Annotated in this window: 11 protein-coding genes; 8 read left to right on the top strand and 3 right to left on the bottom strand. The window is 58.6% G+C overall.

The genetic code is table 11. From position 1 onward, the window contains the following. Positions 1 to 90 precede the first annotated feature (90 nt). From CLV83_RS15810 to CLV83_RS15800, 3 genes are all read left to right on the top strand, one after another. Positions 91 to 2,472: a penicillin-binding protein 1A gene (locus CLV83_RS15810; RefSeq protein ID WP_132294575.1), complete on the top strand. Its 2,382-nt coding sequence runs from the start codon at positions 91 to 93 to the stop codon at positions 2,470 to 2,472. Positions 2,473 to 2,940: 468 nt separating this feature from the next. Then, positions 2,941 to 3,855, top strand: coding sequence for a phosphatidate cytidylyltransferase (locus CLV83_RS15805; RefSeq protein WP_207894921.1), 915 nt, complete (start codon positions 2,941 to 2,943; stop codon positions 3,853 to 3,855). After that, positions 3,848 to 4,513 (top strand): lysophospholipid acyltransferase family protein, encoded by a 666-nt coding sequence (locus CLV83_RS15800; RefSeq protein ID WP_132294572.1) that lies wholly within the window; start codon positions 3,848 to 3,850, stop codon positions 4,511 to 4,513. Before CLV83_RS15805 ends, CLV83_RS15800 begins: the two co-directional genes overlap by 8 nt. 91 nt (positions 4,514 to 4,604) lie before the next feature. On the opposite strand, the gene CLV83_RS15795 is transcribed toward CLV83_RS15800, so the two are convergent. The 3 genes from CLV83_RS15795 to rpmE all read right to left on the bottom strand — a co-directional run bounded on the left by CLV83_RS15795 (position 4,605) and on the right by rpmE (position 6,950). Beyond that, entirely contained in the window at positions 4,605 to 5,849 is a 1,245-nt protein-coding gene (locus CLV83_RS15795) for a malic enzyme-like NAD(P)-binding protein (RefSeq protein ID WP_132294569.1), read from the bottom strand. A gap of 85 nt (positions 5,850 to 5,934) precedes the next feature. Then, entirely contained in the window at positions 5,935 to 6,717 is a 783-nt protein-coding gene (locus CLV83_RS15790; RefSeq protein ID WP_132294566.1) for a thermonuclease family protein, read from the bottom strand. 14 nt (positions 6,718 to 6,731) lie between these two features. Beyond that, positions 6,732 to 6,950 (bottom strand): 50S ribosomal protein L31, encoded by a 219-nt coding sequence (gene rpmE, locus CLV83_RS15785; protein WP_132294563.1) that lies wholly within the window; start codon positions 6,948 to 6,950, stop codon positions 6,732 to 6,734. Between the two features lie 458 nt (positions 6,951 to 7,408). Here rpmE and CLV83_RS15780 point away from each other — a divergent pair, with 458 nt between their 5' ends. The 5 genes from CLV83_RS15780 to hslU all read left to right on the top strand — a co-directional run bounded on the left by CLV83_RS15780 (position 7,409) and on the right by hslU (position 14,200). After that, complete coding sequence (locus CLV83_RS15780) at positions 7,409 to 9,613, top strand: primosomal protein N' (protein WP_132294560.1); 2,205 nt, start codon at positions 7,409 to 7,411, stop codon at positions 9,611 to 9,613. Between the two features lie 205 nt (positions 9,614 to 9,818). Then, on the top strand, positions 9,819 to 11,576 hold the full coding sequence (gene argS, locus CLV83_RS15775; protein ID WP_132294557.1) for an arginine--tRNA ligase: 1,758 nt from the start codon (positions 9,819 to 9,821) through the stop codon (positions 11,574 to 11,576). A 6-nt stretch (positions 11,577 to 11,582) separates the two neighbouring features. Further along, entirely contained in the window at positions 11,583 to 12,206 is a 624-nt protein-coding gene (locus CLV83_RS15770) for an SPOR domain-containing protein (RefSeq protein ID WP_132294554.1), read from the top strand. Between the two features lie 118 nt (positions 12,207 to 12,324). Further along, a complete protein-coding gene (gene hslV / locus CLV83_RS15765) occupies positions 12,325 to 12,855 on the top strand; it encodes an ATP-dependent protease subunit HslV (RefSeq protein WP_132294551.1) in 531 nt (176 codons plus the stop codon). A gap of 10 nt (positions 12,856 to 12,865) precedes the next feature. Continuing rightward, the gene (gene hslU, locus CLV83_RS15760; RefSeq protein ID WP_132294548.1) at positions 12,866 to 14,200 is read left to right on the top strand and encodes an ATP-dependent protease ATPase subunit HslU; all 1,335 of its coding nucleotides are present in this window, start codon (positions 12,866 to 12,868) and stop codon (positions 14,198 to 14,200) included. Positions 14,201 to 14,427: the final 227 nt, after the last annotated feature.

Here is a 14,427-nt window from a genome sequence, read left to right as displayed (position 1 = left end):
CAGAATTTAAACTGTTGTTCACTAGAGGCCAAGCTTTAGGTGTCGATATAATGCTCAGGCTCAAATTTTCCTTAACGCATCAGGGGTAGCATGCGAATTTTTTACAAAGTATTCAAATGGCTGAGCGTCCTTGCAGTAACTGGCATAGTAGCCGGTCTCATCGCTGCAGCAAGCATCTACTACTATTTTTCTCCTCAGCTCCCTGATGTTGAAACCCTGCGAGAGGTCCGTTTCCAGACCCCTCTCAGGGTCTACTCCGCGGATGACAAGCTGATCGCAGAGTTCGGAGAAAAGCGCCGTACACCAATAAGTTACGAACAAATCCCCGAGGATTTTGTACATGCACTTCAGGCTGCGGAGGACTCTCGATTCTTCGAGCATTTCGGCATCGATATCAAGGGCCTGACCCGCGCCGCTTATCAACTTGCCAGCTCTGGCCACATCCAGAGCGGTGGCTCCACCATCACCATGCAGGTGGCAAAAAACTTCTTCCTCACCCGCGAGCGAACGTTTACCCGTAAATTCATGGAGATCCTGCTGGCCCTGCGCATCGAACAGGCCCTGAGCAAAGAAGAGATCCTTGAACTCTACGTCAACAAAATCTACCTGGGGCAGCGCGCCTACGGCATTCAGGCTGCCTCAACCGTATATTACGGCCAGTCGATCGAAGACTTGAGCCTTCCTCAACTGGCAATGATCGCCGGCCTCCCCAAGGCACCCTCTGCGAATAACCCGATATCGAACCCGGAAAACGCCATCCATCGCCGCAACTGGATTCTGGGCCGCATGCTTGAGCTCGGCTATATCGACCAGGCTCGCTACGATGATGCGGTAGCTCAGCCGGTCACCGCCGAATACCACGGCAGCGACATAGAGCTTCCTGCTCCCTATATCGCAGAGATGGTTCGCGCCGAACTATACGAGCAGTACGGCGACGACCTCTACACCGATGGCCTCAAGGTATACACCACCATCGACAGCCGACTGCAGCAGAGTGCTGACCGAGCCCTACGCACCGGACTCTTGGCTTACACCGAGCGTCACGGCTATCGAGGACCGGAACAGCAACTCGATCTGGAGACGCTTTCCCAGGAGGAGCTGATTGAGCAACTCGACGACATGCCGGCATTTGGCGGCCTGATCCCCGCCATAGTGACCGAAGTAGGTGACAAAAGCGCTAAACTGACCACTGCAGAAAACGGCGATATCGAGCTGACCTGGGACGGAATCAGCTGGGCTAAACCGTTCAAAACCGTTAACTACACCGGCGCTGCACCCAATAAAGCCGCGGACGTACTCAGCAGAGGCGATCTGGTCCGAGTAATCCAGGATGAAGAGGGTAACTGGGTACTGCGACAGGTTCCCAAGGTGCAGGGGGCTATCGTATCCCTGAATCCGAAGGACGGCGGAATTCGAGCCCTGAGCGGTGGTTTCAGCTTCACCCTGAACAAGTTCAACCGGGTGACTCAGGCGTATCGCCAGCCCGGCTCCAACATCAAACCCTTCCTTTACACCGCCGCGCTTGAGAACGGCTTCACACCGGCATCGATCATCAACGATGCACCGGTGGTGTTCCATGACGTCAGCCTTGAAAGTAACTGGCGCCCCGAAAACGATAACGGCAAATTCGGCGGCCCGACTCGACTACGAGAAGCGCTTTACCGCTCCCGCAACCTGGTATCGATTCGCCTGATGCGCGCACTGGGCATCGAAAAAGCCCGCGAGTTCATGCTCGAATTCGGTTTTGAGTCGGAACGCTTCCCAGCCAACCTTTCACTGGCACTGGGCAGCGCCGATGTCACACCCTTGCAGATCGTCACCGGCTACGCCTCCTTCGCCAACGGCGGATACAAGGTCGCTCCGTACCTGATTTCGAGGATCGAAACTGCCACCGGCGAGCCGGTGTTCGAAGCGGAGCCGAAGCTGGCCTGCCCTGTCTGCGAGACCACTGACGCGGACCCTGAGCTTTCCCACGCCGCGCCACGCATCATTTCCGAGGATGGCGCCTTCCTGATCTATAACGTTATGCAGGATGTCATCAAACGCGGCACCGGTCGCCGCGCACTGGCGCTGAATCGAGGCGATATCGCTGGCAAAACCGGCACCACCAATGACCAGAAAGACTCCTGGTTCAGCGGTTTCAACCAGGAGGTCGTGACGACGGCCTGGGTAGGCTATGACCAGCCGACCACGCTGGGGCGCCGCGAATACGGCAGCACCGCAGCTCTGCCTATCTGGATCGATTTCATGCGGGATGCCCTCGAAGGCACACCTGAAAGCGCACCGGAAGCACCTGGAGGGATCATCAGTACACTGATTGACCCAGCCACGGGCAAACTGGCTTATCCCAATCAATCCAATGCGATTCGCGAATACTTCCGCAGAAACCAGATGCCGAGTGAACGCGCGCGCAGCCCGGAAGAACAGATGGCCCCGCCCACAACCGAACAGATATTCGGCTTCGGCAGCTGATTCTACCCGGAGCAGTCACCCTGACTCGAAGATCAGGGTGACTGCTCTATTTATCTCGCGGCAAGCCTGGCACCTTAACCAGATAAGCAAACTCCCACCGGACACACCGGCCGCAACACCGCAAGATCGACCACCCCTCTCGCAGGACTCATCTCCGCCTGAAGCAGTTCCGCTTGGTACGCCAATCATTAACAGCCTAGCCTTGCGACAGATCAGCAGGCTGAATCTCCCACCAGGAATCACGCTCAGCACAGATTGTGTGTGCGTCGCCGCTGTTATAGATTGCAACAGCAATGCGCCTTAGCGCGCGCAGATGCCAGGGAATCAGGCAAACGCGAAATCACAGGAAGATAGAATGCGCCAAAAGGATCTGGCCGCCAGCCAAAGCGAAAACACCCGGAAAACGCCCGACAACGACGCCGGGATCTCGCAATGATTCTGGGACTCCCTCCCCATTCAGCCGTACTGATGAGCTCAGTTATTGGCGTACTTGTTATCGCCTCGATTAGCTGTCGCCTGCTGATGCTCAAACATTGCGATCGCGACTACACCGAGCTTTGGCAGCGAACACTGTCTTGGTGGTGGATGATCGGGCTATTTTTCCTGGTGTTACTGCTACCGAAACCGTTCACGCTCGTTTTTATAGCCTTTCTGAGTTTTATGGCGCTGAAGGAGTTTCTATCCATAGTCCCGATGCGACTGGTGGACCGGCGAGCCATATTCTGGGCCTATCTGGCCATTCCCGTGCAATATTTCTGGCTGGGGATCGACTGGTACGGCATGTTCATCATTTTCGTTCCCGTCTACGTATTTTTGTTCATTCCGATGGTGATGATCATCATCGGCGATACGCGCGGCTTTATACACTCCGCCGGGGTGATCCACTGGGGCGTGATGCTGACGGTCTTCTGCGTCAGCCACCTGGCGGCAATCTACCTGATGCCGACCGCCAACACCGATGCTGGCGGCATCGGCGCCCTGCTGTTTTTGCTAGTGATGACCCAGTTCAACGATGTCTGTCAGTATGTCGTCGGCAAAACCCTGGGTAGCCGCAAGATTGTTCCCAAGGTTAGCCCCAACAAGACCTGGGCTGGCTTTTTAGGAGGCGTCGGCATCATCACTCTGCTGGCAGCGGCAGCAGGCCCCTATCTGACGGTATTGACGCTCTGGGAAAGCGCTACGGCCGGGCTGATCATCTCTGTCGCAGGCTTCACCGGCGACCTGGTGATTTCCGCGGTCAAGCGTGACCTACAGATAAAAGATACCGGCCGCCTGATTCCTGGCCATGGCGGTATTCTTGATCGCATGGACAGCCTGATATTCACAGCGCCACTGTTTTTCCACTACCTGCATTACCTTTACGGCTGGGCAGGCAATGCTTGATCGCGCACTGAAGCTCGGCTTCGTACTTTTTATCGTGCGCCCCCTGGTGTTTATCTGGTTGGGACTCAATACGGTTAACCGCCACACCCTGCCAACGCGAGGACCTGCCATCATCGCAGCCAACCACAACAGCCATCTCGATGTGATGGTGCTGCTGGCCCTCTTTCCACTGCGAGACCTGCACCGGGTAAGGCCCGTAGCCGCGGCGGACTACTTTCTCCGCAACCGCTATCTCGCCTGGTTTTCCACCCGGGTTCTGAACATCATTCCACTGAGCCGCAAAGTCGAACGGGAAAACAGCACCAAACTGCTCACCCAGTGCCAGGCTGCACTCGATCGCGGGGAGATTCTGATTATATTTCCAGAGGGTAGCCGAGGCAGGCCGGAAGTCATGGGGCGGATCAAGAAAGGAATCTATCGCCTCGTCTGCGAACGCAACAACTGCCCGGTATATCCGGTGGTGATGCGGGGGCTTGGCCGAGCGCTGCCGCGAGGGACGGCCCGATTCGTACCATTTAATGTCGATGTCGTCATCGGTGAAGGCATATCGAGCTTTGAAGGACCACAGGCGTATGTACAGCGGATGCAGGCAGCCTATACAGCCCTGACAAACCTGTGCATCACATCAGAGTGTGTCGATTACGAAGACAGGACATAGCTTCAAAGCCATTCAGAAAAACACATGCCCTCGTTAACATCGGCACAAAAAAAGCGGGCTAAAAAGCCCGCTTTTCATATCAGCCGTATGATCAGCCTTTGTATTTTTCCGGCAGCGGCAGGCGTGCCACACCGGTATCCACCGCTGCATTGGCAACCGCGCTGGCGATGGCGTTCAGCAGACGGGAATCGGTAGCCTTCGGCAGGATGTATTCACGACCGAACTCCAGGGAATCCAGACCGTAGGCATCCAGAACTTCCTGGGTCACCGGCTGTTTGGCCAGTTCAGCCAGAGCGATAACCGCTGCAGCCTTCATCTCTTCGTTGATCGCGGTTGCACGTACGTCCAGCGCGCCACGGAAGATGAACGGGAAGCCCAGCACGTTGTTAACCTGGTTCGGGAAGTCAGAACGACCAGTCGCCATGATCACGTCGGAGCGTGTTTCACGGGCCAGGTCCGGCAGGATTTCCGGATCCGGGTTAGCGCAGGCAAAGACAACCGGGCTGTCCGCCATTTTCAGAAGGTTTTCCGGAGACAGCAGGTTCGGACCAGACAGACCGACAAATACGTCGGCGCCGTCGATAGCGTCTTCCAGGGTACGCTTCTCGGTTTCGGTGGCGAAAGCCGCCTTTTCCGGGGTCAGATCATCACGACCGGAGTGGATCACACCCTTACGGTCGAGCATGAAGATGTTTTCCACCTTCGCACCCATGTTGATCAGCAGCTTCATGCAGGCGCTGGCAGCAGCACCGGCACCCAGACATACGATCTGCGCGTCTTCCAGCTTCTTACCGGCCAGTTCAAGAGCGTTGATCATGCCTGCGGCGGTAACGATCGCAGTACCGTGCTGGTCATCATGGAATACCGGAATTTCGCAGCGCTCGATCAGAGCGCGCTCGATCTCGAAGCACTCAGGCGCCTTGATATCTTCCAGGTTGATGCCACCGAAGGTGTCAGCGATACGGGCGACCGTATCGATAAACGCCTGCGGGCTTTCCGCATCAACTTCGATGTCGATGGAGTCGATACCGGCAAAACGCTTGAACAGCAGCGCCTTACCTTCCATTACCGGCTTGGAAGCCAGCGGACCCAGGTCACCCAGACCCAGAATCGCGCTACCGTTGGAAATGACCGCAACCAGGTTGCCCTTGGCTGTGTAACGGTACGCGGCATCCGGATCTTTTGCGATTGCACGAACGGGCTCTGCGACACCAGGAGAGTAAGCCAGTGAGAGGTCTTTTGAGGTCTCAGCAGGAGTCGTCAGTTCAACACTGATTTTACCCGGACGAGGAAACTCGTGGTAATCCAGTGCTGCTTGTTTGAAATCTTGAGACATTATTGCTTTATCCGACTAAGGTTGCATATGGAGAGCTAAGCATCATATAGAATGCTCAGATGCGTCACAACTGCACCCGAGACCGTCAAATTTTCAGGATACGAAGGTGCCGCCGGTCCGAAAGGCTAATAAACCAACGCTTTCGCTCTGATTGGGAAATATTTCCACGATCCACAACCCAACCGCGAATTTCCACCCTTTTACCCAACAGCTGATCCAGCTCAGTCTCCCAGCCGGGCATCCGCTTATCCACCCTCACCACCAGATGATCTTCGACCTCAATCCAGACAGCATGCCGCCCGTCATCGATTTTCGTGACCTCGCCTTGAAGAAGCGCAAAGCCGCTTTGCGCGACACTGCCAGCCTCCTTCAGCGGCTCATCCCGCCAGAGTCCGATACGCGATCTACGCGCCTTTTGCTCTGCCGCAAACAGACATTCCGCCAGGCGGATATTAGGAGGCAGCGCAACAGCTACTCCCAACCCTTCGGCAATCAACCGCTCGCTGAGCGCTAAACCGTTCACTGAAAGGTGCGCCAGCCGGCGGCCATAGCGATCCCTGGACTCACGCCCCGCTATCAGCTCAACACTTTGCCCCTGCAGCCAGTTCTGCAGAAATTCCCTGGCGGCACGGGCTCCGGGCTCTTCCGGCCGACCATCACGCCCTATCTCCGGCGTATTGATGCCGATCAGCCGTACCGATTCACCACTGGCCAGCTTCAGCGTATCGCCATCGATCACATAGGCCACCTGCACGGACTTACCCGGTCCGGGCAGCGAGCAACGCGCCTGCGCGCTTGACCCAAAACCCAGTGAACAGGCAATAAAAAAGGCACCCCAATGGGATGCCTTTCTCTGCGTCGGACGCATAGTACTCTGCAGAATTACTTCTTCAGAGAACGTGCACCGAAACGCTTGTTGAAGCGGTCTACGCGGCCACCGGACTGAGCTTCTTTCTGCTTACCGGTGTAGAACGGGTGGCACTGGCTGCAAACGTCGACCAGCATTTCTGAGTCACCCAGGGTAGAGCGGGTGTTCATGACGTTACCGCAAGAACAGGTAACTTTGATCTCTTTGTATTCCGGATGGATACCAGCTTTCATGTCAAACCTCGAATCGTTGTTTAATGTGCCGCCACCCGTCACGTCTATATTGAAAACCGATTCTTGAAAACCGATTCTTAAAAACTGATAGCGCCGGGCACCGCACGTTCGACAAAAGCAGCGTCGTAGCGACTGTCAGAATGACGTGCTGCTCAAGTAGTAAAATCTAGCCAATCTGCAAAGCAGATAAGTTAAGGCGGCGAATTATACGCACCACCCCAAACCCCGGCAAGCAACTTTCGCCCTGAGACCATAAAAATAGCTTAATCTTTATACAGCCCGACTTGTTAGAAAACGGCCACCAATCTCGCCCCTTGGTAGCAGTTATCAAATCAACAGACGGGATCAAAATCGCTCATCAACCAAGACCTGGACTCTAACAGCCTGCCGCATTGTGACTTGATCTCAGGTTCCCTAGACTAACCCACTCATTCAGCCCGACCCGCCGGTTCAGATTCGTGATAGTCCGTATTGCCCTGCCTACGCCCTTGCATCGCCTGTTCGACTACCTGCTGCCGCTGACACCGGTAGAACAGGAGCCGCAGCCGGGCTGTCGCGTGCGCGTCCCGTTCGGCAACCGGGAGCTGGTTGGACTGATCATGGAGGTCAGCGAGAGCAGCGATGTGCCACGTAACAAGCTCAAGCCGGTGCATGAGATTTTGGATAGCGAACCGGTGGTAGACCCCACCCTGTTCAAGCTTGGGCAGTGGGCCGCACGTTACTATCAACACCCGATGGGCGATGCGCTCAGTCATCTGCTGCCGGTACTGCTGCGCCAGGGCAAACCCGCGGAGTTCGCCCATGCTGAACTCTGGCGTGCTGTGGATGGTGCAACTGTGGATAAACTCAGCAGCAGCGCCCATCGCCAGCGCGAGCTGCTTGAGCTGTTGCTGGAGCACCCCGCCGGTATCAGCGCAGACGCCCTGAGGGCCGAGGGCGGACAGACCCCGCTGCTGAAAACGCTGGCCGAGAAGGGCCTGGCCGAATCCTTCGAACACCGACCAACGCAGCTGCATGCAGACCTCACCGAGGATCTCCTTAACGAACCTGCGCTGCCGGTGCACGGCGAACAGGCCGACGCACTGGAAGCGATCTACGCCGCCAGCGGTTTCACGCCCTTCCTTCTATATGGCGTCACGGGATCGGGCAAAACCGAGATTTATCTTCAGGCGATCGAGAAGACCCTGGCCGCCGGCAAGCAGGCACTGGTTCTGGTACCGGAGATCGGCCTGACTCCTCAGACACTGGGACGTTTCCGTGCCCGTTTCCGGGTGCCGGTGCATGCGCTGCACTCCAACCTCAGCGATCGCGAACGCCTGGACACCTGGCTGCATGCCCGCGTCGGCAGTGCCCGCATCATTATCGGCACCCGCTCGGCGATCTTCACACCGATGAAGAATCCGGGCCTGATCATTGTCGATGAGGAACACGACGGCTCATTCAAGCAGCAGGATGGCTTCCGCTACCACGCCCGCGACCTGGCCCTGGTCCGCGCCAGCCGTGAGGATGTACCGGTGATTCTCGGCAGCGCCACGCCCGCGCTGGAGACACTCCATAACGCCCACAGCGGTCGCTATCAGCTGCTGAAGCTGACCCAGCGCGCCGGCAACGCCAAGGCACCGCGGTTCGAGCTGCTTGATATCCGCCAGCAGCCGCTCGAAGCGGGACTCTCCGACGAGCTGATCCGCCGCATCCATCAACATCTCGGCAGCGGCACCCAGGTGATGTTGTTCCTGAACCGGCGCGGCTTTTCACCCTCGCTCATCTGCAACAACTGCGGCACGGTGGTGGACTGCACTCGCTGTGATGCGCATATGACGCTGCACCGTAATCCGCCGCATCTGCACTGCCACCACTGCGACCGCCAGACACCGATTCCGCGCGCCTGTAGCCACTGCGGCAGTACCGAGCTCAAACCTCTGGGCATAGGTACCGAGCGCGCCGAAGACGCCCTGCAGAAGCACTTCCCGGATGTGCCGATCCTGCGCGTTGACCGCGACAGCACCTCGCGCAAAAGCGCGCTGGAAACGATGATGGCGGTGGTACACAGCGGCGAGCCCTGCATCCTGGTGGGCACCCAGATGCTGGCCAAGGGCCATCACTTCCCCAAGGTGACACTGGTGGCGATTCTCGACGCCGATGCGGGCCTGTTCAGCGCCGATTTCCGCGGCATGGAGAAAACCGCCCAGCTGATTCTGCAGGTGGCCGGTCGCGCCGGCCGCGCCGATCATCCGGGCGAGGTGGTGTTGCAGACGTTGCATGCCGAACACCCGATGCTGCAGACGCTGATCGGCAGCGATTACCTGCATTTCGCCCAGCAGGAGATGAAATTGCGTTATGCGGCCGCGCTGCCGCCCTTTGCCCACCACGCCATCGTCCGAGGCGAGGCCTCGCGCCAGGGCTGGGCCGAACAGTTCCTGCAGGAGCTCGACCAGAGCGCCCGCACCCAGGTACAGATGCCCGAGGGCGTCCAGGTGATCGGCCCCTTCCCCTCACCGATGGAAAAACGCGGTGGCCTGTTCCGCGCGCAACTGCTTATTTCAGCCAAAACACGCCCCGCCCTGCACGCCTGGTTGGGGGCACTGATACGCCAGGCCGAAGCCGACCCTCAGGGACGCCGGGTGCGCTGGACCCTGGATGTGGACCCGATAGACAACTATTGATTTCTACAGTCTGAAAACCGGCGCCAACACCCGATCTCAGCATCTGTTCGGCTCTTCTGATCAAAGCAGCACCTGATCGATTGGCAATCAACCCATCTCGGGCGATATAATGCCCGGTTTCTCAGAATCATCGCCCGCCATGAGCACTTCAATCGAGGTAGACTCCCCGCCGGGCAACACGCACATTCACCCTCAGGGTAGGTTAATGAAAGAACTCATCGCACAGCTGATCGACTCTGCGCTGCAGACACTGGTCGCCGACGGTACGCTGCCGGCGGACATTCAACCGAAAATCATGGTTGAGAACACCCGCGACAAGGCGCACGGCGACTTCGCCTCCAACATCGCCCTGACACTGGCGAAGCCGGCCCGATGCAACCCGCGTGAACTGGCGCAAAAGCTGTGCGACGCTCTGCCCGCTTCCGACAGCCTGGCGAAAACCGAAATCGCCGGCCCCGGCTTCATCAACTTCTTTATCACCCAGGCCTCCGCCTACGCCGTCATCGGCGACATCCTGGCCCAGGGTGATCAGTTCGGCCGCGCCGAAGCAGGCAAGGGACCGCGTGTTCAGGTGGAATTTGTCTCCGCCAACCCGACCGGCCCGCTGCACGTGGGCCACGGTCGTGGCGCTGCCTACGGCGCTACCGTATCTGACCTGCTGGAAGCGGCCGGCATTAACGTCGAGCGCGAATACTACGTCAACGACGCCGGCCGTCAGATGAACATCCTCGCGGTCAGCGTCTGGCTGCGTTACCTGGAACTGCTCAATGGCGAACTGACCTTCCCGGCCAACGGCTACCAGGGTCACTACATCCGCGATATCGCCCATGACCTGGAAAAGAGCCATGGCGACCGCCTGCAGCGCCCGGTGGCTGATGTCTTCGCTGACATCCCGGCGGACGAGCCCGCCGGTGGCGACAAGGAAAAGCATATCGACGGCCTGATCGATCGCGCCCGCGAACTGCTGGGCGAGGATTACGATCTGGTATTCGATGCCGGCCTCAACGCCATCCTCAGCGATATCCGTGAAGATCTGGGCGAATTCGGCGCCGACTACCAGGAATGGTTCTCCGAACGCTCCCTGACCAGCAACGGCGACGTGGAAAAAGCGCTGCAGATGCTGGAAGAGAAAGGCTTCCTGTACGAAGAAGAGGGCAACATCTGGTTCCGTTCCACCGAGTTCGGTGATGACAAGGACCGCGTGGTCAAGCGCGCCAACGGCCAGACCACCTACTTTGCCTCCGATATCGCCTACCACATGAACAAGTTCGAGCGTGGTTTCGACCAGGTGATCAACATCTGGGGCGCGGACCACCACGGCTACATCACCCGCGTGAAAGCGGCGATCCAGGCACTGGGTTACGATCCTGAGCGCCTGATCGTCAAGCTGGTGCAGTTCGCGATCCTGTATCGCGGCGGTGAGCGCGTGCAGATGTCCACCCGCTCCGGCTCCTTCGTCACCCTGCGCGAACTGCGTGAAGAGGTGGGCGCCGACGCCTGCCGCTTCTTCTATGTGACCCGCAAGGCCGACCAGCACATGGATTTCGACCTGGATCTGGCCAAGTCCGAAACCAAGGACAACCCGGTGTTCTACATCCAGTACGCCCACGCCCGTGTCTGCTCGGTGCTGCGCAAACTGGAAGAACAGGGCAACGCCTGGGCCCAGGACGAAGGCCTGCAGAGCCTGACTCGCCTGGATACCGAGGCGGAGAAGGATCTGGTCACCACGCTGAGCAAGTACCCTGAGCTGCTGCAGAACGCTGCGCTTAACTACGAGCCGCACCTGCTGGCCAACTACCTGCGTGATCTGGCCGGTGACTTCCACACTTACTACAACGCCCACAAGATGCTGATCGACGATGCCGAGCTGCGCAACGCGCGCCTGACCCTGAGCGCCGCCGTGCGCCAGGTGCTGGCCAACGGCCTCAAACTCCTCGGCGTCAGCGCACCGGAGCAGATGTAAGGCTTTATGGCACGACAGGACTACGCGCAGAAACGCCGCGCCAACAACTCGGCCAGCCGCAAACCGGCACCTCGCAAGAAGGCGGCACCGCCGCCTCCTCCGCGCCGCCCCTGGGGCCTGGCACTGCTGTCGCTGATCGGTATCGGCGGGCTTGGTGTGCTGATCTACCTGTTGGTTCAGAACCCGGCCGGCGCACCCCAGGTGAGCAAGCCGACTCTGGAACCCAGCGCCAAGGTGGAAAAGCCGGCACCGGCCAAGCCTAAACCGGCACCGGCGGCACCCGCGCCGGAACCGGAAAGGGATCGTTTCGACTTCTACGAAATGCTGCCCAAGAGCAAGGTGGAACCGCCGGAGGAATCGGCCTACCACTCCACGCCGAAGACCGCCAAGCTGGAAACCAAGATCCTGCTGCAGGCGGGCTCCTTCCGCAGTGCCGATGACGCGGAACAGATGCGCGCCAGAATGATTCTGGCCGGACTGCCGGATGTGAAGACCAGTCGCACCGAAGGCAGTAACGGGGTCTGGTACCGGGTCCGCACCGGTCCGTTCGACACCCGCGCCGACGTTAACGCGGCGGCCAACAAGCTCTACAAGCTGAACATCAACCCGCTGGAGATCCGTGCTCAATAAAGCCGGATCGCCCAGCGGGCGTTTTTCCCGCCCCAATCGTCCCCGCTACCCTTGAAATCCCCATCGCCAGAACCATATCTGTAGGCAATACAAACTGGCAAACAGGGTATCCTCTGTCATGACAACAATCGTTTCTGTTCGCCGCGGCGATCAAGTCGTCGTCGGCGGCGACGGCCAGGTGTCTTTGGGCAACACGGTAATGAAGGGCAGCGCCCGCAAGGTCAATGTCCTGCCCAAGCACAAAGTAATCACAGGTTTTGCCGGCAGCACCGCCGATGCCATCACCCTGCGTGATCTGTTCGAACAGCAGCTGGACAAGCACCAAGGCAACATTCTGACCGCCGTCATTCAGCTCGCCCGCGAGTGGCGTTCCGACCGCGTCCTGCGCCGTCTCGAAGCACTGATGCTGGTGGCCAACCGTGAAAAGACATTTCTGATCTCCGGCAGCGGCGACATCATTGAGCCGGAAGATGGCGTGATCGCCATCGGCTCCGGCGGCAACTATGCGCTTTCTGCCGCCCGTGCACTGGTCGACAACACCGATCTGAGCGCCCGTGACATCGTCGAAAAAAGCCTGAATATCGCGGCCGGTATCTGCGTATTCACCAACGACAACCTGACCATCGAACAGCTCGAATCCGTAGGCTGAGGAGCGCTCCATGTCCAACATGACCCCCCGTGAAATCGTTCATGAGCTGAACCGCCATATCGTCGGTCAGGAAGAAGCTAAAAAGTCAGTGGCCAACGCCCTGCGTAACCGCTGGCGTCGCATGCAGATCGATGAAGAGCTGCGCGCCGAAGTCACCCCGAAAAACATTCTGATGATCGGTCCCACCGGTGTCGGTAAAACCGAGATCGCCCGCCGTTTGGCCAAACTGGCCAACGCCCCGTTCATCAAGGTTGAAGCCACCAAGTTCACCGAAGTGGGCTACGTCGGCCGCGATGTGGAAACCATCATCCGCGACCTGATCGAAATGTCGCTGAAAATGGTGCGCGAACAGGCGATGGAGCAGCACCGCTTCCGCGCCGAAGAGCTGGCCGAAGAACGTATTCTCGACGCCCTGCTGCCGCAGGCACGCAGCAGCGGTTTCGAGCAGGAAAACGCCAGCAAAACCGACTCCGCCACCCGCCAGGTTTTCCGCAAGAAACTGCGTGAAGGCCAGCTGGATGACAAGGAGATCGACATCGAGGTTGCCGAGCAGCCGATGGGTGTCGAGATCATGTCACCGCCGGGCATGGAAGAGATGACCAGCCAGTTGCAGAACCTGTTCTCCAACATGGGTCAGAACAAGAAGAAGTCGCACCGCCTCAAGGTCAAGGAAGCTTTCAAGCTGCTAACCGATGAAGAAGCGGCCGGCCTCGTCAAAGAGGACGAGATCAAGCAGCAGGCCGTTGAGCGTGTCGAGCAGAACGGTATCGTCTTCCTCGACGAGATCGACAAGGTGTGCAAACGCGCCGACAACAGCGGCGGCGACGTCTCCCGCGAAGGCGTGCAGCGCGACCTGCTGCCGCTGATCGAGGGCTGCAGCGTCAGCACCAAGTACGGCGTGATCCGCACCGACCACATTCTGTTTATCGCCTCCGGCGCTTTCCACCTGGCGCGCCCGTCAGACCTGATCCCCGAGCTTCAAGGCCGTCTGCCGATCCGCGTCGAACTCCAGGCCCTGACGCCGGAAGATTTCCGTCGTATCCTGACAGAACCCAAGGCGTCGCTGACCGAGCAGTATCGTGCTCTGCTGGCCACCGAAGGTGTTGATGTGACGTTCACCGAGGAGGGTATCAGCCGCATCGCCGAGCTGGCCTACCAGGTCAACGAGACCACCGAAAATATCGGTGCCCGCCGCCTGCACACCATGATGGAACGCCTGCTGGAGGAGCTCTCCTTCTCTGCAGCGGATCGCAGCGGCGAAACCATCAGCATCGACCGCGCCTTTGTCGATGAGCAGCTCGGCGAAGTCAGCCGCGACGAGGATCTGAGTCACTACATCCTCTGATCGAATCCGCGCCGGCCTCAAATGCCGGCGCTTTTATTAATACCTGAAGAAACCTGTCAAAATGCTGATCACACGGTCGTAAAATACACCGGCTGAGTGCAGCAAAATTCCCCTTTGGCGCTGCCGAGCATCGCAGGCTGAAAGAGAAACAAGGGAAAGGCTGTCTGAGCGACGAAGGAGCGAGTTTCCTTTCCCGCTCTTTCAGACGAGAAGCACAGGGCAGTCGG

It is taken from the genome of Marinobacterium mangrovicola (assembly GCF_004339595.1).
GTDB lineage: Bacteria > Pseudomonadota > Gammaproteobacteria > Pseudomonadales > Balneatricaceae > Marinobacterium_D > Marinobacterium_D mangrovicola.
This window is presented reverse-complemented; position numbering and strand designations above follow the sequence as displayed.